The 21,305-nt window shown below is 68.2% G+C and carries 18 protein-coding genes; 6 read left to right on the plus strand and 12 right to left on the minus strand.

What is annotated here, in order from left to right; translation table 11 throughout:
* Nucleotides 1–229: 229 nt before the first annotated feature.
* On the minus strand, nucleotides 230–1,255 hold the full coding sequence (locus tag G3I17_RS37645; RefSeq protein ID WP_164603900.1) for a substrate-binding domain-containing protein: 1,026 nt from the start codon (nucleotides 1,253–1,255) through the stop codon (nucleotides 230–232).
* 116 nt (nucleotides 1,256–1,371) lie between these two features.
* Between G3I17_RS37645 and G3I17_RS37650 the strand changes: the two genes are divergently transcribed.
* Nucleotides 1,372–3,714 (plus strand): polysaccharide lyase 8 family protein, encoded by a 2,343-nt coding sequence (locus G3I17_RS37650; RefSeq protein ID WP_164603902.1) that lies wholly within the window; start codon nucleotides 1,372–1,374, stop codon nucleotides 3,712–3,714.
* Here G3I17_RS37650 and G3I17_RS37655 read toward each other — a convergent pair.
* Complete coding sequence (locus G3I17_RS37655) at nucleotides 3,707–4,081, minus strand: YciI family protein (protein ID WP_164603904.1); 375 nt, start codon at nucleotides 4,079–4,081, stop codon at nucleotides 3,707–3,709. The two genes, G3I17_RS37650 and G3I17_RS37655, sit on opposite strands and share 8 nt — an antisense overlap.
* A 94-nt stretch (nucleotides 4,082–4,175) precedes the next feature.
* Between G3I17_RS37655 and G3I17_RS37660 the strand changes: the two genes are divergently transcribed.
* On the plus strand, nucleotides 4,176–4,715 hold the full coding sequence (locus tag G3I17_RS37660) for a GNAT family protein (RefSeq protein ID WP_164603906.1): 540 nt from the start codon (nucleotides 4,176–4,178) through the stop codon (nucleotides 4,713–4,715).
* Here the strand turns inward: G3I17_RS37660 and G3I17_RS37665 are convergent.
* On the minus strand, nucleotides 4,695–5,486 hold the full coding sequence (locus G3I17_RS37665; RefSeq protein WP_164603908.1) for a class I SAM-dependent methyltransferase: 792 nt from the start codon (nucleotides 5,484–5,486) through the stop codon (nucleotides 4,695–4,697). The genes G3I17_RS37660 and G3I17_RS37665 overlap by 21 nt on opposite strands.
* Before the next feature lie 29 nt (nucleotides 5,487–5,515).
* Nucleotides 5,516–6,445, minus strand: a complete 930-nt coding sequence (locus G3I17_RS37670) for an SDR family oxidoreductase (protein ID WP_164603910.1) — start codon at nucleotides 6,443–6,445, stop codon at nucleotides 5,516–5,518.
* A 97-nt stretch (nucleotides 6,446–6,542) separates the two neighbouring features.
* Between G3I17_RS37670 and G3I17_RS37675 the strand changes: the two genes are divergently transcribed.
* Nucleotides 6,543–7,211: a TetR/AcrR family transcriptional regulator gene (locus tag G3I17_RS37675; RefSeq protein ID WP_164603912.1), complete on the plus strand. Its 669-nt coding sequence runs from the start codon at nucleotides 6,543–6,545 to the stop codon at nucleotides 7,209–7,211.
* 54 nt (nucleotides 7,212–7,265) lie between these two features.
* On the opposite strand, the gene G3I17_RS37680 is transcribed toward G3I17_RS37675, so the two are convergent.
* The 3 genes from G3I17_RS37680 to G3I17_RS37690 all read right to left on the minus strand — a co-directional run bounded on the left by G3I17_RS37680 (nucleotide 7,266) and on the right by G3I17_RS37690 (nucleotide 8,867).
* Nucleotides 7,266–8,117, minus strand: a complete 852-nt coding sequence (locus tag G3I17_RS37680) for an HAD family acid phosphatase (RefSeq protein ID WP_164603914.1) — start codon at nucleotides 8,115–8,117, stop codon at nucleotides 7,266–7,268.
* A gap of 107 nt (nucleotides 8,118–8,224) precedes the next feature.
* Nucleotides 8,225–8,497, minus strand: a complete 273-nt coding sequence (locus tag G3I17_RS37685; protein ID WP_164603916.1) for a DUF4242 domain-containing protein — start codon at nucleotides 8,495–8,497, stop codon at nucleotides 8,225–8,227.
* A 91-nt stretch (nucleotides 8,498–8,588) separates the two neighbouring features.
* Nucleotides 8,589–8,867, minus strand: a complete 279-nt coding sequence (locus G3I17_RS37690) for a metalloregulator ArsR/SmtB family transcription factor (RefSeq protein WP_203591302.1) — start codon at nucleotides 8,865–8,867, stop codon at nucleotides 8,589–8,591.
* Between the two features lie 94 nt (nucleotides 8,868–8,961).
* Here G3I17_RS37690 and G3I17_RS37695 point away from each other — a divergent pair, with 94 nt between their 5' ends.
* Nucleotides 8,962–10,185 carry an MFS transporter gene (locus G3I17_RS37695; protein WP_164603920.1) on the plus strand — a complete coding sequence of 408 codons (1,224 nt, stop codon included), beginning with the start codon at nucleotides 8,962–8,964 and terminating at the stop codon, nucleotides 10,183–10,185.
* Here G3I17_RS37695 and G3I17_RS37700 read toward each other — a convergent pair.
* From G3I17_RS37700 to metH, 3 genes are read right to left on the minus strand one after another with little or no spacing between them, the layout of a single operon-like run.
* On the minus strand, nucleotides 10,178–12,691 hold the full coding sequence (locus G3I17_RS37700; RefSeq protein ID WP_164603921.1) for a LuxR family transcriptional regulator: 2,514 nt from the start codon (nucleotides 12,689–12,691) through the stop codon (nucleotides 10,178–10,180). The genes G3I17_RS37695 and G3I17_RS37700 overlap by 8 nt on opposite strands.
* A complete protein-coding gene (locus tag G3I17_RS37705; protein ID WP_164603923.1) occupies nucleotides 12,692–13,168 on the minus strand; it encodes a GNAT family N-acetyltransferase in 477 nt (158 codons plus the stop codon).
* 40 nt (nucleotides 13,169–13,208) lie between these two features.
* Complete coding sequence (gene metH, locus G3I17_RS37710; protein WP_164603931.1) at nucleotides 13,209–16,820, minus strand: methionine synthase; 3,612 nt, start codon at nucleotides 16,818–16,820, stop codon at nucleotides 13,209–13,211.
* 287 nt (nucleotides 16,821–17,107) lie between these two features.
* Here metH and G3I17_RS37715 point away from each other — a divergent pair, with 287 nt between their 5' ends.
* Together G3I17_RS37715 and G3I17_RS37720 are read left to right on the plus strand one after the other, a co-directional pair.
* On the plus strand, nucleotides 17,108–17,623 hold the full coding sequence (locus G3I17_RS37715) for a hypothetical protein (protein WP_164603933.1): 516 nt from the start codon (nucleotides 17,108–17,110) through the stop codon (nucleotides 17,621–17,623).
* Nucleotides 17,623–19,071 (plus strand): multicopper oxidase domain-containing protein, encoded by a 1,449-nt coding sequence (locus tag G3I17_RS37720; protein ID WP_164603935.1) that lies wholly within the window; start codon nucleotides 17,623–17,625, stop codon nucleotides 19,069–19,071. Before G3I17_RS37715 ends, G3I17_RS37720 begins: the two co-directional genes overlap by 1 nt.
* Nucleotides 19,072–19,082: 11 nt before the next feature.
* On the opposite strand, the gene G3I17_RS37725 is transcribed toward G3I17_RS37720, so the two are convergent.
* Nucleotides 19,083–19,616: a TetR/AcrR family transcriptional regulator gene (locus G3I17_RS37725; protein WP_164603937.1), complete on the minus strand. Its 534-nt coding sequence runs from the start codon at nucleotides 19,614–19,616 to the stop codon at nucleotides 19,083–19,085.
* Nucleotides 19,613–21,046 (minus strand): MFS transporter, encoded by a 1,434-nt coding sequence (locus tag G3I17_RS37730; RefSeq protein WP_239063302.1) that lies wholly within the window; start codon nucleotides 21,044–21,046, stop codon nucleotides 19,613–19,615. The genes G3I17_RS37725 and G3I17_RS37730 overlap by 4 nt, the downstream gene beginning before the upstream one ends.
* Nucleotides 21,047–21,305 lie beyond the last annotated feature (259 nt).

Below are 21,305 nucleotides of genomic sequence, written 5' to 3' on the forward strand. Positions count from 1 at the left end.
CCCCGCTTCGGGCCGGGAGCAGCCCGCGGGCCGCGATGACTTTTCCCGGGCTCGCTCGCACCGATCATGCTCGGCGACGGCGTCCGCCTCTTCGACCACCCGGGCGGCCACCTGGTCGAGCTGGAACGCCTCAGCGCCACTTCGGTGCCCTTAGCAACCAATCTGTGGTTCCGGGTTGCCTGAAAAGGTAAAGCGGGCGACTCGGCACCGCCCTGCCGGGTAGCGCGCGCTATCGTCGGACCGGGCCGGTCGACTCCCTGACGACCAACTGCGGCACGAGGGACACCTGCCGGCGCGGGGCCTCGGGGTCGGCGAGTCTCGCCCTGAGCAGCTCGACCGCGGTCCGCCCGACCTCAAGTTTTGCTGGGGAAACCGCGGTCAGCGGTACTTCGGACAGGTCGGCGACCTCGTCGTCGTAGCTGATCACCGACAACTCCCCCGGTACTTCGATACCTCGGGCCAGCGCCGCATTGAGCAGCAGCGTCGCCTCGCGGTCGGCGAAGCAGAGGACCGCGGTCGCCTTCTGGCGCAGTACTTCGTCGAGGAACTCGTCGGCGCCCGCGGTCGTCCAGCGGTCGCGCGACTCCATCAGGACGGGTACGTCGCCGAGCCCGGCTCGAAGCTGCGGGGCGGTGTGCGGGCTGCTGCGTTCGAGGTACGCGATGCGCGTATGACCCAAGCCGCGCAGGTGTTTGAGGGCGGCGCGCGCCCCTGCCGCATGATTGGTGCCGACGAACTCGTGCAGCGTCGCGGGATCCTCCAGGCCGCGCTCGACCAGCACGATCGGGAGCTCCAGGTCCTCCAATTCCGCGAGCCCTGACGGCCCGTCGGGTGCGAGGATGAGCCCGGCCACCCCCGCGCCGATCAGCCCGTCGACGGCCAGCCGCTCTTCGGCCGAGTCCCACTCCGTACTGCGCAACAACATCTGCGCACCCTGCTTGGCCAGCTCGCGCTCGATCCCGACGATGATCCGCGGGTAGTAATACGTCATCGACGGCACCGCGACGCCGATCAGCGGGCCGGTCTCGTTGTTGGCGATGTACATCCCGGAGCCCTGCCGCCGGTAGACCAGTCCGTCCTGGACCAGCAGATCGACCGCCCGGCGCACGGTGTTCAGGCTGACGCCCTGCTCGCCGGCCAACTGCTGCTCGGTCGGCAACTTCCCGCCCGGCCAGCGCAACTCGGCGATCCCCCGCCGCAACTCCGCGGCAAGATGCCGGGCCTTCTGCCCCCGGACCGCCTCCGACGCGCTCATGCAGGGACTCTACCTGGAAAGTCATTCGCATGAATCTCTTGAATTAGAGAATGACTTGCCACAAACTCATCCGAACAGCCCCTCCTCAGTGATCCGCCTCTCTGAAGGAACCCGCCATGCTGAAACGTCGCACCTTCCTGGCCGCCGGTACCGCTACCGTCGCGGCGATGCACCTCGGACTCCCGACCACTGCCGCAGCCGCACCTGCCGACTTCGCCGCGCTGCGGGCCAAGTGGGCCGCCGATCTGACCGGTGGCGAGTCCCTCGACCCCGCCGACCCCGACTACGCCGCCGCACTGACCCGGCTCGACAACGGCGTCAAAGCGTCCCTCGCCAAGCTCGACCGCTCGCCGACGCGCAACGCGGTCTTCACCGACTACCCGCTGGCACAGGACCCGTCGATTGCCAACACCTACGTGCGACTCGAGCAACTGGCGACGGCCTGGGCCACCCCCGGTTCGGCGTACCACTCGGACCCTGCCCTGCTCGCCGACCTGCAGGCCGCGCTGGAGTCGATGGACCAGCTGATCTACAAGCCCGGCACTGTCGAGTTCGGCAACTGGTGGTCATGGGAGATCGGCGCGACCCGCCCGCTCGCCAACACGATGATCCTCCTGTACGCCGAACTGGCGCCGGCCGCGCGCGAACGGTACTGCGCAGCCATCGACCACTTCGTCTCGGACCCGTACTGGATGTTCCCGCCCGAGCGCGGCAAGGTGCTCTCCACCGGGGCGAACCGGGTCGATCTTTGCCAGGCGATCATCGTGCGGGCGCTCGTCACCGACGACGAGGCGAAGCTGACCCACGCGCGGGACGGTCTCAGCGACACCTGGCAGTACGTGACGACCGGCGACGGCTTCTACCGCGACGGCTCGTTCGTGCAGCACACCTGGGTCGCCTATACCGGAACCTACGGCCACGTCCTGCTCAGTGGCATCGGCAAACTCCTTGCCCTGTTGGCGAACTCGCCCTGGCAGGTGACCGACCCCAAGCGGCAGATCCTGTTCGACTCGGTCGCGAAGGCCTACCTGCCCGTCGTCCACGACGCCCGGATGATGGACTTCGTCCGCGGCCGCGCCGTCTCCCGCTTCAACGCCTCCGACCACAACGACGGTTACACCGCGGCCGAGGCGATCCTGCGCCTCGCCCAGGGCGTCGACCCTTTACTGGCGGCACAGTGGCGGTCGGCGGTGGCCGGCTGGCTGCAGCGCGACACCTTCGGGAACATGTTGTCGGGGGCAACAATCCCGCGAGTGGCACTGGTGAAGTCGCTGCGCGGCGTGACGGCGGCTCCCGAGCGCGACGGCCACACGCTGCTCGCGAGCATGGATCGCTCGGTGCATCGCCGCTCCGGCTGGGCGTACTCGATCTCGATGGCCAGCAGCCGGATCGCGTACTACGAATCAGGCAACGGCGAGAACGAGCAGGGCTACCACAGCGGCTCCGGGATGACGTATCTCTACGACAGGGACAACGGCCAGTACGCCGATGCCTTCTGGCCGACAGTCGACCGTACCCGGCTTCCCGGCACGACAGTGGACAAGCTCCCCCTTCCACCGAAGGCAGGTGGCGAGTGGGGCGCCGCCCGCCCGACAGCGACCTGGGTCGGCGGCAGTACCCTCGACGGCTACGCAGCGATCGGCCAAGACCTCCATGGCCCGGTGTCGCCCATGCGGGCTCGCAAGTCCTGGTTCTGCCTCGACCAGTACGTCGTAGCGCTGGGTGCCGGCATCACGGGCACCAGCGGCCACCCAGTGGAGACAGTGATCGAGAACCGCAACCTGCACAGCGACGGGGTCAATGCACTGACCGTGGACGACGTACGTCGCGTCCCCGCGCTAGGCGACTCAGCAACGGTCGACAACGCCCGCTGGGCTCACCTGGACGGCGTCGGCGGCTACATCTTCCCCACTGGCTCGCGTCTGCAGCTCCGGCGCGAAGTACGGACCGGCTCCTGGCGTGACATCAACACCGGCGGCCCCACCACCCCGATCACTCGTCGCTACTTGACCATGTGGCAAGACCACGGCGTCAACCCCAGCGGATCGGCGTACAACTACGTGGTGGCACCCGGAGCCTCGCTGGCGCAGACCAAGCAGCTCGCCCGTTTCCCCAGCTACCTCGTACTACGGAACACCGCTGCGGCTCAGGCAGTGCTCAATGTGCCGCAAGGCCTGACCCTGGCCAACTTCTGGCAGCCCGACCGGATCGCGGAGCTCCAGGCGGAAACCCCGTGCTCGGTGATCGGCCGGCTCCGTGGGCGCGAGTTCGACCTGGCGATCTCCGACCCGACCCAGCTGGCAACCACTGTCCAGCTGACCGTCCTGCTGCCCGGCCTGCGGGTAGTGGACGCCGACCCAGGCATCACCACCGTCCGGACGCTCCTCAGCACCAAGATCACTGTCGACGTCACCGGCGCCGCCGGTGCTACGCGTCGGCTCACTCTGCGGTTCAGATAACGCCGAGGGGACCCGCGCCACACATCACCGGGCGGATCTCCACCGCAAGGCCGTCGATCCGTACGTCGGGGAGCAGGCCGGCCAGTTCGAGGGCGCGCTCCAAGTCGTCCACGTCGACGAGGTAGTAGCCACCCATGTACTGATCGACCGCCCGGGTCGGCCCGGTCGACACCACGGGCCGACCGCCCCGGCTGCGGACCACCGTGCTCCTCGAAGGATCGGCGAGCGCCTGCGTACTGATCAGCTCCCCCGCCTCGGACGCGATCCGCTGGAACTCCCGGTGCCCGGCACTCACTGCCTCGCGCTGCTCGGTCGTCAACTGTTCCAGCGCCCCGTCATCGACCAGCAGAATCAACATGTACTTCATCGCCCTCCTCCGCCCTGGCCGCTCATCGCGACCCTCACCACAGGTACGCGGCAGACCTGCCCTTCTTGACATCGTGTGGCGCGATACTGGGTGGATGATCACCACCGAACGACTGGAGATCCGCCGCTTCCGGCCCGAGGACGCCGAAGCCTTCGCCGCCTACCGGTCGATACCGGAGGTCGCTCGCTACCAGTCCTGGGACGTGCCGGTCACCCTGGACTCGGCCCGGACGTCGGTGGCCCGCTTCGCGGCCGGGGATCCGTTGCAGGCGGGCTGGTTCCAGTACGCGATCGCCCTCGACGGTCTGCTCATCGGCGATGTCGCGCTGAACACCTTCGACAACCTGATGCAGGCAGACCTGGGCTTCACCCTGGCACCGGCGTACCAGGGCAAGGGCTACGCCACCGAAGCGGTCGGCGCGCTGCTCGAACACGTCTTCACCGAACGCGACCTGCACCGCGTCTCGGCCGAATGCGATGCGCGCAATACGTCGTCAGCTCAGTTGCTGGAGCGGCTCGGCTTTCAGCAGGAGGGGTTCCGGCCGTTGAACACCTGGTTCAAGAACGAGTGGACCGACGATCTCCTGTTCGGCCTGCTGCAGAGCAACTGGCGGTCAGCTCGTACCGCGAGCTGACCAGGCACGAGCGGTCAACTCGATCGAGCCGTCGGCCTTGGTCGGCAACCGCGACTTGACCAGCGCCCTGAGCTGCTCCTGAGCATCAGCGTCGAGACTGCGCAGGTAAGCAGGCGCAACCCCTTGCCCACCGAGGAACGGCGTCCAGTACGCGTCGAATGACTCGAACACGGTCGGTACGACGATCGCGCCGGTCTCGATGTCGCTGAAGCCCGCCTGGGCGAAGAGCCCTTCGAGCCCGGCGGGATTGCAGAACGGGAACGTCTTGCCCTCGTCGAGCTCCCGGTCCTGCGGCCGAACGTCTGCGGCCGCATCCCAGAAGTACTTCATCAACTGCATGCCCTCGGCGTAGTCCCAGACGTAGACGGCGACGGTCGTGCCGATCTCCCGCATCGAACGCAGCGCCTCGATCCGCTCCGGAACGAAGTTGAGCACCAGCCCGGACACCACCACGTCGAACTCCCCGCCGAACGTCTCCCGGAACGTTTCGCCGCCCAACTCGGCCGCCGACAGCACCCCGAACCGCACGCGCTCGTCCGTCACCGCGCCCCGAGCGAACCCGACGAACCCCTCCGACGGGTCCACCGCCACCACTTGCCTCGGCGCGGCGCTCGCCAGTACCGCGCTGGTCAACGCGCCCGTCCCGCACCCCACATCAAGCCAGCTCAACCCCCGCGACTGTTCCAGCCACCCAACGAACTCCGCAGCGACGAGCCGGCTCCATCGCCCGACGTACGACTCGTAGATCTCCCCCTGCGACCACTCACTCATCTCCGCACCATAGGCGTTTCTTCGCGCACTCACACGACCCGGCTCGGCAGGGTTACCCCGGTGAGGCGCTCGGCCTCGAGCCAGAGTCGTGCGTTCGTCTGCTCGTCGAGGGATCGTCGGGGAGCCTTGGCCTGCTTGGTCGGGCCGACCAGGCCGAATGCCTTGCTCGGGCCGTAATAGGCGCCGGCCACCGCCTCAGGGCTAGTCGCCGCGAACAGCAACGGCTCCGCGCCCTGCTCGACGCCCTGCGACGGCAGCGGGTTGTGGCGCTCGAAGAACCGGACCATGCGAGGCGTCTTGTCCAGTCCGAGGCTCGGCCCGGTGGATTGGAGGTTGGTCCGGGTGAACCCCGGGTGGGCGGCAGTGCTCATCAGGTTCCAGCCGCGCTCGTGGGCGATCGCGGCGAGCTGGTGCGAGAACATCAGGTCGGCGAGCTTCGACTGCGCGTACGACGAAATGGGCCGGTAGCCCTTCTCCCAATGGAGATCGTCGAACTTGATCCGGCCGAAGTTCGCCGTGCCGCTGCTCATCGTGGCCACTCGCGGCGCGGGCGCGGCCAGCAGCAACGGGAGCAACCGCAGCGTCAGCGCGAACGGGCCGAGGAAGTTGCTGCCGAACTGCAGCTCGAAACCGTCCGCGGTGGTCATCCGGGCCGGTGGCGCCATCACGCCGGCGTTGTTGACCAGCAGGTCGATCGCCCGACCGCCTGAATTCAGGCCGTCGGCGAACTCCCGGACCGAGCCGAGGTCGGCGAGATCGATCCGGCGGATCTCCAGCTGCGCCTCGGGGTACTGCGCCAGGATCTCCGCGCGAGCCTGCTCGCCCTTCGACGGAGTCCGAACGGCCATCACCACCCGGGCGCCGGCCGCGGCCAGCCGCCGGACAGTCTCCTTGCCGGTACCACTGTTCGCACCGGTCACCACTGCGTACTTGCCGGTCTGGTCCGGGACGTCGTACATGAGCTGCTCCTCCGATAAAAGACTGTCGGTCTGTTACGAAGAAGCTATCAGACCGGCGGTCTGATGACAACAGACCAGCGGTCTGTAGACTGTGAATATGACGAGCTTCCAGCGCGCCCGCAGCGAGGAGCAGCGCGCCGAGCGCCGCCGGGCGATCCTCAGCACCGCGGCCACGATGCTGGCCGAGCTGCCGGTCGCCCAGCTCAGCCTGAACGAGCTGAGCCGCCGCGTCGGCCTGGCCAAGTCGAACGTCCTGAACTACTTCGACTCCCGCGAGGCCGTCCTGCTGGAACTGCTCGACGTGGAGACGCGGGACTGGATCGACCAGCTCGACCAGGAACTCACCGCGACCGTCGACCCGTCCGCACCGGTCGGCGATCGCGCCGGTCAGCTGGCCGACGCGATCGTCGCGACGCTGGAGTCACGGCCGATGCTGTGCGCACTGACCAGCGCGCAGGCCGCAGTACTGGAGCACAACATCTCGGTCGAGATCGCGACCGAGTTCAAGCGCAGCTCGATCGCGAACTACGGCCTCCTGATCCAGCACGTCAACGCCCGGGTCCCCGAGCTGGGCGAGGACGGCGCCGCCCGGTTCATCGCGGCGGCCGTGATGCTCACCGGCGTCCTCTGGACCCACTCCCACCCGTCGGCCGCGATCCTCGCGGCCTACGAGGCGGACCCCGCGATCGCCAACTTCCGGATCACGTTCGGGCCCGCCCTGCGCGAGATCCTGCAAACCGTCCTGACCGGCGTCCTCCCCCGCTGACCGCTCGTGGGACGCGTCTTCGCGCCGTGAGCTCCCGGGCGGGCCGCTGGTCGATCAGGGCAGGTAGTAGTTCGGGTTCGGGAGCTTGAAGGTGCGGTCGGCGTAGCCGCCCTTGAGGTCGCTGAACTGGTCGCCGAAGTTGGCGACGATGTCGTAGCCGAGGGACTCGATGTGGGCCCGGGTGGCGGACTTGTAGTGGATCGTCGTGCAGGCGCCGTTCGGGTCGCTCGCGCAGGCCGTCTTCAGGTACGCCGGGTAGTCGGCGAGCGCCGGCTTGGTGAACAGCCCGTCCTCGCCGTTGGGCAAGCCGGTCGGCTTCGGGTAGCCCGCGTCGACGCCCACGCCGTCAGCGGTCAGGTTGCCCAGGGTCGCCTGCTCCTGGGCCGCGCCACGACCGGTCAGGAAGAAGATCGCGTACCCCTCACGCTCGGCCGACTTGACCAGGTCGACCATGCCCGGGACCGCCGGGAACCGCTGCTCGGTCACGAAGGTGCCGTTGGTACCGGGGTTGAACGCCCAGTTGCTGGCGATCTCGTAGTTCCAGGTGGCCAGCGAGGTGTCGTCGACGTCGAGCAGGATCGCCCTGGTACCGCGGGTGTGGTGGCGGCCCGCGATGAAGCGCTTGCCGTCCGCGGCGACCGAGCTGGCCTCCTTGGCGTAGTTGCTGTCCGCCGCGAAGTTGCCGCTGCCCAGCGGATCGCCGTAGTAGTTGCGGAGCTGCTGGCGCAGGACGTCGATGTTGGTGACCTGCTTCTCGGACCGGGGCGTCGACGTCTGGATCGCCGGCTGCTGGGACGCCACCCCCGCGGAGTACGCGGCGCCGCCGGCCACGGAGGCGACGGTCAGGGTGGCGATCCCGGTGAGGATCAGCCGGCGCGACGGACGGCGCCAGGAACGGTTGAACATGCTCTCTCCCATGAACGGGGCCAAAATGCTTGCAAAAGCAAACTAACCCCGGCTCCACCTGTCGCCACCCAGGTGGTGCCAACTTCAGGGGAAACCTGCGGCTCCGGTCAGTGGTAGAAGTACGGGTCGAGCACCCGGACCTCGGTGATCTTGGTGACCGGCAGGCCGTTGGTCTCGGCCGCCGCCCGGATCGCCTCCGGGGACGGGCCGTCGTACACGCAGTACGTCGTGCCGTGGTCGGGCGACACGTAGGAGTGCACCCAGGTGACGTCGTGCTGCGCGTTGCCGTCGACGACGTTGAGACACGCTTTGGCGCCTCGGTCGTCGATCGGGATGGACAGACCCTCGGGGAAGTTGCGCTCCACCAGGTAGCGAGTCATCAGCAGTGCCTTTCGCGAGTCCGGAGGCGCCTTTCGCCTCCCATCACGAACTCTGCCGATCAGCGGCCGCCGGGCCATCGGGAGCAGCTCCCTATGTTCGGGCCGCCAGCTCCCCATCTTGGGCGACCGCCACCAGGGCCTTGACCAGGTTGCCGACCTCGGGCGACGCCAGCTCATAGCGGACCGTGCGACCGCTGCGCTGACTGGCGACGAGCCCGACGGACCTCAGGACGGCCAGGTGGTTCGACACGTTCGGCTGGGTGCTGCCGGTGTGGCTGACCAGCTCAGTCACCGTCGCCTCACCGTCGGCCAGCGCCGTCAGCAGGGAGAGCCGGTTCTCGCAACTCAGCGCCCGGCCGACCTCGAGCATCAGCGGCAAGGAAACACCTTGACCTCGTATCATCCCTCGATGATATCTTATCGACTCATCACCAGTCGCTGATATATCCCTGGGAGTCGAAACGATGAGCTGCGCGACCGATCTACCCACCGTGGTTGCACCGACCCGCTCGCCGTGGTCGCCGAACTTCCGCCTGTACTTCGGGGCGCGCACCACCTCGTTGCTCGGTGACGCGATGCTGCCGGTCGCCTTGTCGGTCGGCGTGCTCCAGGCCGGGTACGGCGCCGCCGGGGTCGGCTACGCGCTCGGTTCCTGGACGGCCGCGGTCGCCCTGTGCATGCTCGTCGGCGGCGTCCTGGCGGACCGGTTCACCGCCCGCCGGATGATGGTGATCGCCGACGTTGTGCGGTTCGTCATCCAGGCAGGCATCGCCGTGCTGTTCGCGCTTGGCACGCCGACCCTGGCGACGATCGTCGTACTGCAGTTCCTCAGCGGCATCGCGACCGCGATGTTCCAGCCGGGCGTGGCCAGCATGGTCCCGCAGGTCGCCGACGACGTGCAGCGGGCCAACGGGATTCTCCGGATCGCCGAATCGATGGCATTCGTGCTCGGCCCGGCGGCGGCCGGAGTACTGGTCAGCGTGTCCGGGCCCAGCGTCGTGTTCGCGATCTACTCGGGCACCTATGCGATCAGCGCGCTCTGCTTGTTCGCGCTGAAGTTGCCGGGCGCACAGCCGGCGGCGGGAGCGCCCTTCCTGAGTCAGCTGGTCGAAGGCTGGCAGGAGTTCCGGGCCCGGCGCTGGTTGTTCAGCGTGATCACGATCTTCTTGCTGTACGGGTGTTTCGTCGTCGGAGTCTCCCTGCCGGTCGGTGCGGACCTGATCTTGTCGACACTCGATTCGGCCGCGCTGGGCATCGGGCTGGCCGCCTTCGGCGCAGGTGGAGCGATCGGCGGCACACTGGCGATCCGGATCCGTCCACGCCGTCCACTCGCCGTCGGCTCGGCCGGCTGGGCGCTGTTCGCGATCTACCCGCTCATCCCCGCGTTGCACCCGAGCCTGACCACGCTGATCATCGGCTGGGCCGTCGCCGGAGCCGGGCTCGCCTTCTGGTCGGTCATCTGGTCCACCACAGTCCAGACCCAGATCCCAGCCGCACTGCTCAACCGCGTCTACGCGTACGACGTCGCCGGCTCACTGGTCACCATGGCACTCGGCCGGACGCTCGCTGGGCCCCTGGCGTCGCTGACCGGAGAACGGCCGCTGATGGTCTTCGCCTTCGGAATGGGCCTGGCCTGCGCGGCCCTCCTGCTGATCGTGCCGGCCACCCGGAAGCTGCAGATCAGGTAGCCCGCCGAACCCACTCGGCCGCTTCCTGCCGCGACGAGACACCCAGCTTGCCGAGGATCGACGACACGTGGTGATCCACAGTCTTCGGAGAGATGTGCAGCCGCGCACCGATGTCCACGTTCCGTAGATCCTCAGCCAGCAGGGCCAGTACTTCGGTCTCGCGGTCGGTCAGATGCGCGGGGTTCTCCCGAGTAGTCCCGCGCGGCCGGCGCGGCAATCGCTGAACCCCGTTCTGGCGCAGACTTCGCGCCACGATCTCAGCCGCGGGCCACGCGCCAAGCTGCTGCAGCTGGAACAACCCATCTACCTGCTGCTCAGGATCCTCACTCGCCGCCAACGCCAGAGCCGCTTCGTACGGGCACCCAAGCTCCCGCCATCCCTCCCCAGTCAGATAAGGCTGAGCAACGTACTCCGGCAGCTCGGTCTCAACCCCACCAAGCCGCAGCAGGTATGCCAACTCCCCCACCGCCCATGGATGCCTCAGCACCAGCGCATGCTCATAGGTCCCCGCAACCAGCCCCTCGATCAGCTCAGGACTCCCAACCAGCCAAGCGTTCTCGGCCAGCGCCGCAGCCGCCGGCCACAACCGCTGCAAATCCCCTGTCTGTACTGCGAGTTCCCACCCGCGTCGCAACGGTGTCTCCGCATCCGGGTCACCACGGCGAGCCCGCAGCCGCCCGAGCACAGTGTTGGCCACGATGTGCGACGGCACGTGCTGCGAATGCACAGTGAGCACTTCACTGGCCTTGGCCGCCGCCTCGGACCAGTTGCCCTGCTCGAACTGACTCCGGCCCTGCCACGCCTTCGCATAAGCCAGCGAGGCATCCAGGTCGCGTGCGGAACACCACTCGATGGTTGCCGCGAGCCAGTGGTCGGCCACCGCGTACCGGCGTACCTCTCCCGCGCCGGAGCCGAGGTTGGTCATCGCCAAGGCCGCGCCCGCCTGGTCCTCGGCCCTGCCCGCCGCTTCCAGGCTCGCCAGCAGCAGCTCCACCGCCCGCTCTGGATCCGTCAGCCAATGCGCACTGCCGACCGCGTTGAGAGCACGCCCGAGCGTCTGGATGTCACCGAACTGTTCGGCGTACTCCGCTGCCCTGGTACCGAGCGCGATCGCACCCGGCATGTCCCGGCCAAGCATGAGCAGCCGGGCCAAGGCTGCGTACGCCGTGGCGAGTCCTGGCCCCGGCGGGCCGGCCTCGAGGAGTGCGACTGCCTCCCGCGCCTTCGCGTGTGCCTCGGTATTGCGGCCCGCCTTCCACAACACGTGCGAGCAGCGGGCCATCACTACGCCCTGCTTGTCCACCTCACCCATGGAAGCCCAGAGCGCAGCAGCTCGCTCGGCGGCATCGACCGACTCGGACAGGTAGCCGCTGTTGTCACACGCCTCCGCCCTGTCCTGCCACAGCTCGGCCTGCAGCTCAGCTGGGGCTCCACTGACGTGCCGCAGCGCCCGTGCGTAGTGCTCTGCCGCTTGCCGGTAGGCACCGACCTCGGCTGCCCGCCGACCGGCCAGCGGCGCGTAATGCAGCGCTGCAGCACGATCCCCAGCCGCCTCCGCGTGGTACGACAGCCGCGCCAGGTCCACGTCCTCCACCCCGGTCAGGTAGTCCAGCACCTGCCCATGCAGCACAGGCAACCGCACAGCCGGTACGTCGGACTCGATCGCGCGCCTGGCCAGCTCGTGCCGGAAGCGCACGGTCCGCCCTTCGAGCAGGAGCATCCCGGACTCGATGCACTCCTCAACGCCACTGCCGGCCAGAGCGAGCTCGGCCCGGTCCGGTACGAGCGAGACGACATCCAGCACAGCTCGAGCCTCAGCCCCGAGCCTCGCGGCTCTAGCCAGTACGGCATCGCGCACGGTGGCCGGTAGCTCCTCACCCGGCGCACTGAGCGCCTCGGTGACGAAGAACGGGTTGCCGCCGGTCACTGCGAACAACTGATCAGCGTCCAGCTCGAGTGGCTCAGCCAGGGCCGCCACTGCCGCCGGAGTCAGTGCGGGCACCTGCAGCCGGCGTACAGGTCGGGCGGTGGCCAGGTCGCCTAGTACACGGCGCAGTGGGTGGTCGCGGCCGACCTCCTCCGAGCGGTAGGTGACCAGGACGAGTGCAGGCAGCTCGTCGATGCGGCGGCCGACGAAGAGCAGCAGGTCGAGTGTCGCCTCGTCTGCCCAGTGCGCGTCTTCCACGACGATCACTGAGGGTCCGGCGGCCAACAGGTCGAGGAATGCGGTGAAGAGCGTGTGCCGGTCGGCTCCTGCCGCGAGCAGGCCGGCCAGTGCGGCTCCAGCCGGATCGTGGCTCGCCCGAGCGATGTCATGCAGCGGGCCGAGGGCTCTCGGCGTACCGAGGGCGTCACAGAAGCCGTAGCGCACCACCGGCCGGTCCGCGCAGAAAGCGCGGACCAGCGAGGTCTTGCCGATCCCGGCCTCGCCCGCGACGAACACCATCGCCCCAGGCTCGATCTCCCGCAGCGTCGCCAGCAGCGGCTCACGCTCCAGGAAGTCCATCTAGATCTTCTTCACGTACCGGTGACACGGCACCGGGATGGGCCTGTCGTCGGTACCAGCGGGATAGTCGAAGGCGCCACCGTCCGCCCAGCCACTGCGTTCGTAGAAGCGCCGGGCCCGGGCGTTGCCGGTGGCCACCGCGAGCCACGCCTCGTCATGACCGTTCGCCTTGACCTGATGCTCGGCCTCGGCAATCAACGTGCCCGCGATCCCCGACCCGCGGTGCTCGACCGACACGTAGACCTGCTCGACCTCGTCCCCCACCACCATCACGAATCCAGCCACCTCGTCACCGGCAAGCGCGATGGTCGTGTCGGAGATCCGCCCCGGCACCCGCTCCCAGAACGACTCCTTGGTACGGACCGCGACCAACTCGTCCGGCACGTTCCCGATATGCCCGTCGCCCCAGCCGGAGTACCAGATCGAGGCGATCGCATCGGCATCAGCCTCGACCGCGGCGCGCAGCATGACCGTCATCTGGTCACTGTAGATCGAGGAACGCTGCTGGAGCCCGCCTTTAATCCGGGTCGTAGGCGAGGTTGGGGCGGAGCCAGCGTTCCAGTTCTGCCAGCGACATGTTGCGTCGCTTGGCGTAGTCGGTGACCTGGTCCTTGCCGACCCGGCCGACGCTGAAGTACTTCGCCGACGGGCTCGCGAAGATCAGGCCGCTGACCGCCGCCGCGGGCGTCATCGCATAGGACTCGGTCAGCGCGAGACCGAGCTGGTCCGCTTCGAGCAGCTGGAAGAGCAGTTCCTTCTCGCTGTGGTCCGGGCTCGCCGGGTAGCCCAGGGCCGGGCGGATGCCGCGGAAACGCTCCGCGTGCAGGTCTTCCAGCAGCGGCTCCGCGTCCGGCTCGAACCAGCCCTTGCGCGCCTCCAGGTGGATCCACTCGGCGAACGCCTCGGCGAGCCGGTCGGCCAGCGCCTTCACCATGATCGCCTTGTAGTCGTCCTGCAGTGCCTCGTACTTCGCCGCCAACTCCTCCGCGCCGTGGATCGCCACAGCGAACCCACCGAGATGGTCACCGGCCGGCGCGATGTAGTCGGACAGGCAGCGGTTCTCGCGGCCCTCGGGCTTCTGGGTCTGCTGCCGCAGCATCGGGAACGACGCGTCCAGGTCGTCGAGGATGATGTCGTCACCCTCGCTGTGCGCCTTCCAGTACGCGTACGCGCCCTTGGCGGTGAACGAACCCTCGGCGATGATCTGGTCGAGCATCGTGTTGGCGTCGTCGAAGAGCTCCCGCGCGACCGGCTGCTCCAGGATCGCCGGGTACTTGCCCTTCAGCTCCCAGGCCAGGAAGAGGAACTGCCAGTCGACCATCGCCCGCAGCGTCTCCAGGTCGGGTGACACCTTGCGCAACCCGACGAACTCGGGCACCGGGATCTCGCCGTAGTCGACGGTCTCCCGGTTGGCCCGGGCCTGCTCGACGGTCAGCATCGGCTTGCGCTGCTTGTTCGCGTGCTGCTCGCGCAGGATCTCCTGGGCCGCACGGTTGCTGACGGCAAGCTCTTCGGCGCGATCGTCGTCGAGCAGGTCGGAGACCACCCCGACCACCCGGGACGCGTCCAGCACGTGCACCGTCGTGTTCTCGTACGCCGGTGCGATCCGTACCGCGGTGTGCTGCTTGGACGTCGTCGCACCGCCCACCAGCAAAGGAAGTTTGAGCCCGCGCCGATCCATCTCGGCGGCGACGGCGACCATCTCGTCCAGCGACGGCGTGATCAGCCCGGACAGGCCGACCACATCGGCGCCCTCGGCAATGGCCGTGTCGAGGATCCTTGCCGCCGGCACCATCACGCCGAGGTCGATCACCTCGTAGTTGTTGCAGCCGAGCACCACGCCGACGATGTTCTTGCCGATGTCGTGCACGTCGCCCTTGACCGTCGCGAGCACGACCTTGCCCTGGCCGCGGACGTCCTCGGTCCGCCCCTCCAGCCGGGCCAGCTCCTTCTCGGCCTCCATGAACGGCTCGAGGTAGGCGACCGAGCGCTTCATCACGCGCGCGCTCTTCACCACCTGGGGCAGGAACATCTTGCCCGCGCCGAACAGGTCGCCGACGATCTTCATCCCGTCCATCAGCGGGCCCTCGATCACCTCGAGCGGCCGCTTGCGGGTCAGCCGGGCCTCTTCGGTGTCGTCCTCGATGAAGTCCACGATGCCGTGCACGAGCGCGTGCGACAGCCGCTCCTCGACGGTGCCCTCGCGCCAGGTCAGATCGATCTCGCGCTGGGTGCCCTTGCCCTTCACGTTCTCCGCGAAGCTGACGAGGCGGTCGGTGGCGTCGTCGCGCCGGTCGAAGATGACGTCCTCGACGAGTTCCAGCAGGTCCGCCGGGATGTCCTGGTAGACCGCGAGCTGGCCGGCGTTGACGATTCCCATGTCCAGGCCGACCTTGCCCGCGTGGTACAGGAAGGAGGAGTGCATCGCTTCGCGGACGATGTCGTTGCCGCGGAACGAGAAGGACAGGTTCGAGATACCGCCGCTGATGTGGACGCCCGGACAGCGCTGCTTGATCAGCGGCAGCGCCTCGATGAAGTTCTTCGCGTAGCCGTTGTGCTCGGACATGCCGGTGGCGACGGCGAGCACGTTCGGGTCGAAGATGATGTCCTCGGGCGGGAAGCCGAGCTTCTGCGTCAGCAGGTCGTACGCGCGACCGCAGATGGCCACCTTGCGCTCGACGGTGTCGGCCTGGCCCTGCTCGTCAAAGGCCATCACCACCGCGCCGGCGCCGTAGTCTCGGATCCGCTGGGCGCGCTCGAGGAACTCCTCCTCGCCCTCCTTCAGGCTGATCGAGTTGACCACGCCCTTGCCCTGCACGCATTTCAGCCCGGCCTCGAGAACGGACCACTTCGAGCTGTCGATCATGATCGGGATCCGGGCCACCTCGGGCTCGGTCGCGACCAGGTTGAGGAAGGTCGTCATCGCCTGCTCGCTGTCGAGCAGGTCGGCGTCCATGTTCACGTCCAGCAGGTTCGCGCCACCGCGGACCTGCTCCAGCGCCACGTCGACCGCGGCCTGGTGGTTGTCGGACTCGATCAGCCGGCGGAACCGCGCCGAGCCGGTCACGTTGGTGCGCTCGCCGATCATCACGAACCCGGTGTCCGGCCCGATCGAGAACGGCTCCAGCCCGCTGAACCTGGTCTGCTCGTACGGCGCGACCACCTCGCGCGGCTTCATCCCCTTGACCGACTTCGCGATCTGAGCGATGTGGGCCGGCGTCGTACCGCAGCAGCCGCCGACGATGTTGACCAGGCCGGACTCCGCGAACTCGCCGAGCATCCCGGCCGTCTCGTCCGGCGTCTCGTCGTACCCGCCGAAAGCGTTCGGGAGGCCCGCGTTCGGGTGGGAGGCGACGTACGTGTCGGCGAACCGGGCCAGGTCGGCGACGTGGGGGCGCATCTCGGCGGCACCGAGCGAGCAGTTCACGCCGACGACGAGCGGCTTCGCGTGCTCGACCGAGCTCCAGAACGCCTCGACGGTCTGGCCGGACAGCGTCCGCCCGGACAGGTCGACGATCGTCACCGAGATCCACAGCGGCAGCTCGGGCGCGACCTCGCGGGCGGCGGCGATCGCGGCCTTGCAGTTCAGGGTGTCGAAGATCGTCTCGACCAGCAGCAGATCGACCCCGCCCTCGGCCAGCGCGGAGATCTGCTCGGCGTACGAGTCGCGGACCTGCTCGAAGGAGACCGCCCGGTATGCCGGGTCCTCGACCCGTGGCGACAGGGACAAGGTGACGTTCAGCGGGCCGATCGAGCCGGCCACGAACCGGCCGCCGGCCTCGTCGGCGGCCTGCCTGGCCAGCCGGGCGCCCTCGAGGTTCATGTCACGCACGAGCGACTGCAGGCCGTAGTCGGCCTGGCCGATGCTGGTCGCGGTGAAGGTGTTGGTGGTGGTGATGTCGGCGCCGGCGTCCAGGTACTGCCGGTGGACGTCCAGGATCACGTCGGGGCGCATCAGGTTGAGCAGGTCCGGGTCGCCGGTCACGTCATGGGTGTGATCGAGGAAACGGTCACCCTGGTAGTCCTCGGGCGACAGGTTCGCGCCCTGCAGCATGGTGCCCCAGGCGCCGTCCAGCACCGCGACCCGCTGGTCGAGCAGGGTGCGCAACTCGGTCTGACGATCCGTCACCTTCGGCCACCTCCAGAAGAGTTTCCGGAGGCGCCCTTACTCGGTCGAACCAGACCGAGCGTGGCGAACCCCTCCGGGCCCGTCGCAGCGCCTCTCGACCTGGACCGCAATCTTACTGATCGAGACGCCCGAAGCAGAATTCCTGCCCGATTACTGAGATTGCCCGACAACCCGTGAGACGCCTGTCCTCCCAGGGTAGGCACCCAGTCCCACGAGATGGGCAGTTGCCACCGATGTCTGCGGGTGCTTCGGCGACCAGGGTTGGGGGTGAGTCTGAAGGGGGAGCCATGGTTTGGAGAATCGTTGCGCTCGGGGTGGTCGAGAACTACACAACCGGTTGGGTGCTGCACTACGTCTATCTGCCTGATCAGCAGCTCGCCGCGGGTCCGGTCGGCGAGCATGCCGGCCACGGCGGAGCTGAAACACCTCACACGCTGAGTCCTTTGCTGCATTTCTTGCGGGACTCGACGCTCGCTTTGCCGGTGACGATCGTCGTCCTTCTGATCGCCGCCCTGGCTGTCCGGGCGCTGTGGCCCGCCGACACCGCCCGCGTCCGGATCGGGTACGCCGTCGCAGCCGCGGTCGCCGCCGGGATCGCGAGTGTCCCCGAGGTCCTCGCGCATGGCTGGCTGTTCGACGAGCAGGTCGCCGGGTCGCTGGCCTCGCACCTGACCGGCGTCGCCCTGGTCACCGTTCGCTACACGTTCGCGCTCACCTTGATCGCCGCCGTCCTGTTCGGCGTGCCCTGGCGAGCACCCCGCAGTACCGGTCGAATCGGACTGCCCGTTCACGGAGAAGCCTGATGCCCAAGAGAAGAGACGTCCTGAAGTTCGGCCTGCTCGCCGGAGCAGCCGCGGCGCTGCCGGTCGAGCGGCTGACCAGCGCGTTCGCCCGGCCCGCCGTCGCCGCGACGGCACCCGCGATCACCCTGTTCGACACCGCGCTGGTGGTCCCGCCGGTACTCAAGCCGACGCTCACCATCGCCGGTACCGACTACTACGACATCACCATGCGGGTCGCGAAGCAGGAGATCGTACCGGGCCTGAAGACGCCCATCTGGGGTTATAACGGAGTCTTCCCCGGCCCGACGATCCGCACCCGGCGGAACCGCCCGATCGTGATCCGCCAGCGCAACAAGCTGCCGGTCGAGGCGGCGGTGCACCTGCACGGCGGCAACGTCCCGTCCAGCTCGGACGGCCTGCCGGGCCAGGAGATCGCCCCGGGCAAGGACCGCTTCTACCTGTACCCGAACCGCCAGCAGGCCACCACACTCTGGTACCACGACCACGTCCACCACCACGAGTCGTTCAACACCACCCAGGGGCTGACCGGGCTCTACCTGATCACCGATCCGGCCGAGGACAAGCTCGGGTTGCCCAGTGGCAAGTACGACGTACCGCTGGTGATCCAGGATCGGTCCTTCAACGCTGACGGCTCGTTCCGGCTGCCCGATCCGAACCTCGGCGAGTTCGCCGGGGAGGTTGCCGTGATCAACGGCCGGCCGAGTCCGTTCTTCGCCGTCGAGCAGCGGCGCTACCGGTTCCGGCTGCTCAACGGGTCGTCGGCGGACTGCCTGCACGAGCTCACCCTGGGCTCAGGCGACACCTTCCACGTGATCGGCACCGACGGCGGCCTGCTGGCCGCGCCGGTACCGGTCCAGAAGTTGCCGTTGGCACCGTCCGAGCGCGCCGAGGTGATCGTTGACTTCAGCAAGTACCCGGTCGGCTCGCAACTGGTGCTGAACAGCTCCGTCTTCGGTACGCCGATGCAGCTGATCCGCTTCGACGTGACCAAGGCCAAGAGCCAGCAGACCCCGCTACCGCCCAAGCTGGTCCCGATCCAGCGGCTGAAGGAGTCGCACACGAAGGTGCACCGCGACTTCCAGCTCAACCTGGACCTGGGCAGCGGCGAGATGGTGATCAACGGCAAGAGCTTCGACCCGGACCGGATCGACATCCGGCCGAAGCTCGGCAGTACCGAGGTCTGGACGATCTTCAACGGCGAGACCCCCGACCTGCCGATCCCGCACGTCTTCCACACCCATCTGGTCCGCTTCCAGATCCTGGACCGCGACGGGCGGCCGCCGGCGCCGTTCGAATCAGGCTGGAAGGACAGCGTCACCGTGATGCCCGGCGAACGCGTCCGCATCATCCTGCGCTTCGCCGATTTCCCGGGCCGGTTCCTCTACCACTGCCACCTGCTCGGCCACGCCGACGCCGGCATGATGGCGACGATGTTCGTGACGCCCTAGCACTCGGAGCACTAGCCGATGAGCGACTGGATCCCGGGGGCATAGAGATCCGCGATCAAGGAGGGGTCGGCCGTGGCGGTCGGGCCCTCCTTGTCAACAGCGATGGTGGCGCCGAGGCCGAGGAGGTGGGCGACGATCAACTCGGCCCGTACTGCGGTGCAGTCGCCAGTGAGGCGTTGGGCGAAGGCTTGGACCACCTGGTCGCGGAAGTGTTCGCGGAGGAGTTTGCGTTCGTCGCCTACGCCGATGGCGAAGATGACCCGGAGCAGGAGATCGGTCTCGGTTTCGCGGCGCCAGCGGATCAGGGTTTCGACGGCGTGCCGGCCGAGGTCGGCGTCCGGTGCTGCCAGTAACAGGGCGGCGGCGTCACTGAAGTCGGCCACCTGGTCGAAGAGTGCTTCTTTGCCGCCGAAGTGCTTGATGATCAGCGAGGCGCTCACGTTCGCGTCGGCGGCGATGCCGCGCAGGGTGACCGCGGCATAGGGCTGGCGGGCGAAGGCACGCCGGGCGGCCTTGAGGATGGCCGGGCGACTGGCGTCGGTCACGTCGTACGACCTGCTTCGACCAGCTCCGGGTGCCTGGCCGGTACCTCGCGACGGGCCGGGATGAGCAGCGACAGGCCGACCGCGACCAGCGCGCAGACGCCGGCGATCACGAAGACGATCAGGTACGCCTGCAGGGTCGGCGCGGTGACGCCGGCGTGCGTGGCGACCACATTGGTCAGCACTGTCACCACGAGGGCGCTGCAGACAGCCTGGCCGATCGTGCGCATCAAGGTGTTGAGTCCGTTCGCCGCGGCCGTTTCGGTCACGGGCACAGCATGCATGATCAGGGCGGGCAGTGCCGAATACGCCACGGCGGTTCCGGCCGCGACCACCGTGGCGCCGGCCACGATCGCGGCCAGGTTCTCGCTCGTGAACAGCCGGACGATGTACCCGAGCGCCATCAGTCCTGACGCCACGGCGAGCGTGAACCGCGGCCCGCGGGCCTTCGAGAGTCGCGCCGAGACGGGTGAGAGCAACGCCATCGCGACACCACCGGGCAGCAGACACAGCCCGCTGAGCACGATCGACCCGCCGAGGCCGTAGCCGGTCGACTTGGGCTCCTGTACGAGTTGCGCAGTACTGAGTGAGTTGGCGTAGAAGGCGAAGCCGATCAGCAGGGCCGCGAGGTTGGTGAAGAGCACAGCCGGGCGGGCCGAGACGCGCAGATCCACCAGCGGCGTCGCACTGCGCAGCTCGTACGCGCCCCATAGCGGCACGATCACCACGGCGCCGACGAACAACCCGACGGTCGCGGGCGAACCCCAGCCCCACGCGCTCCCCTTCGACACCGCGAGCAGCAGGCAGACGAGGAACCCACTCAGCCCGAGCGCGCCCACCGCGTCGAACCGCCCGCTGCTGCGAAGCGACGACTCCGGGACGACGATCAGCACGGCCAGAATGTTGAGCAGCCCGAGCGCGAGGCAGATCCAGAACATCGCGTGCCAGTTCGCGTACTCCACCACCAGCGTCGCCGCGGGGATCCCGAACGCGGCCCCGACGCCCAGGGTCGAGCTCATGACCGCGATCGACGGCATGATGCGCTCCGCCGGCAGTTCGTCGCGCAGGATGCTGATCCCCAGCGGGACGACGGCGACCGCCGCGCCCTGGAACGCGCGCCCGAGGAGCAGTACGGGCAGGTCCGAGCTGACGGCGCAGAACAACGACCCCAGGACCATCGACCCGAGCGCGATGAGCAGCACCCGGCGCTTGCCGTACATGTCACCGGCCCGGCCGAGCAGCGGCGTGAAGACCGCGCCGGTCAGCAGCGTCACGGTGACCAGCCAGCTGACGTCGGCCGGCTTGCTGTGGGTCAGAGCGGGCAGTTCCGGCAGCAGCGGGACGACGATCGTCTGCATGACCGCGACGAGCACGCCGCAGGAGGCGAGCACGGCCAGCACCAGGCGTGGGTGAGCAGCAGGACGGACGGTCAACAGAGGTCCTCACGAGACAACGCGGTCGGGCGGCCGCTTAAGGTGAACAATCGTTCACCCTAAGAGTAAACGACCGTTCACCATCATCCGGAGGGAGGGGGCCAACCCCGCCGGCCAGCCGACACCCACCGCCGTTTGAGGGGTTGACCCCAAGGCCGGTTAGTTAGGGGAGTTGGTGTGGTGTCAAGGGCGTGTTGAACGTGGAGCAGCGGAGCTCCTTAGGTAGACAGGTTTGTCCTCGCGAGACAACCAGCTACCA

This window comes from Streptomyces sp. SID13031 (genome assembly GCF_010548305.1).
Lineage (GTDB): Bacteria > Actinomycetota > Actinomycetes > Propionibacteriales > Kribbellaceae > Kribbella.

Excerpts from the sequence above, each read along its gene's own strand:
- G3I17_RS37645 (WP_164603900.1), bottom strand. The coding sequence starts at position 1,255 with ATGAGCGCGTCGGAGGCGGTCCGGGGGCAGAAGGCCCGGCATCTTGCC.
- G3I17_RS37650 (WP_164603902.1), top strand. The coding sequence starts at position 1,372 with ATGCTGAAACGTCGCACCTTCCTGGCCGCCGGTACCGCTACCGTCGCG.
- G3I17_RS37655 (WP_164603904.1), bottom strand. The coding sequence starts at position 4,081 with ATGAAGTACATGTTGATTCTGCTGGTCGATGACGGGGCGCTGGAACAG.
- G3I17_RS37660 (WP_164603906.1), top strand. The coding sequence starts at position 4,176 with ATGATCACCACCGAACGACTGGAGATCCGCCGCTTCCGGCCCGAGGAC.
- G3I17_RS37665 (WP_164603908.1), bottom strand. The coding sequence starts at position 5,486 with ATGAGTGAGTGGTCGCAGGGGGAGATCTACGAGTCGTACGTCGGGCGA.
- G3I17_RS37670 (WP_164603910.1), bottom strand. The coding sequence starts at position 6,445 with ATGTACGACGTCCCGGACCAGACCGGCAAGTACGCAGTGGTGACCGGT.
- G3I17_RS37675 (WP_164603912.1), top strand. The coding sequence starts at position 6,543 with ATGACGAGCTTCCAGCGCGCCCGCAGCGAGGAGCAGCGCGCCGAGCGC.
- G3I17_RS37680 (WP_164603914.1), bottom strand. The coding sequence starts at position 8,117 with ATGTTCAACCGTTCCTGGCGCCGTCCGTCGCGCCGGCTGATCCTCACC.
- G3I17_RS37685 (WP_164603916.1), bottom strand. The coding sequence starts at position 8,497 with ATGACTCGCTACCTGGTGGAGCGCAACTTCCCCGAGGGTCTGTCCATC.
- G3I17_RS37690 (WP_203591302.1), bottom strand. The coding sequence starts at position 8,867 with ATGCTCGAGGTCGGCCGGGCGCTGAGTTGCGAGAACCGGCTCTCCCTG.
- G3I17_RS37695 (WP_164603920.1), top strand. The coding sequence starts at position 8,962 with ATGAGCTGCGCGACCGATCTACCCACCGTGGTTGCACCGACCCGCTCG.
- G3I17_RS37700 (WP_164603921.1), bottom strand. The coding sequence starts at position 12,691 with ATGGACTTCCTGGAGCGTGAGCCGCTGCTGGCGACGCTGCGGGAGATC.
- G3I17_RS37705 (WP_164603923.1), bottom strand. The coding sequence starts at position 13,168 with ATGACGGTCATGCTGCGCGCCGCGGTCGAGGCTGATGCCGATGCGATC.
- G3I17_RS37715 (WP_164603933.1), top strand. The coding sequence starts at position 17,108 with ATGGTTTGGAGAATCGTTGCGCTCGGGGTGGTCGAGAACTACACAACC.
- G3I17_RS37720 (WP_164603935.1), top strand. The coding sequence starts at position 17,623 with ATGCCCAAGAGAAGAGACGTCCTGAAGTTCGGCCTGCTCGCCGGAGCA.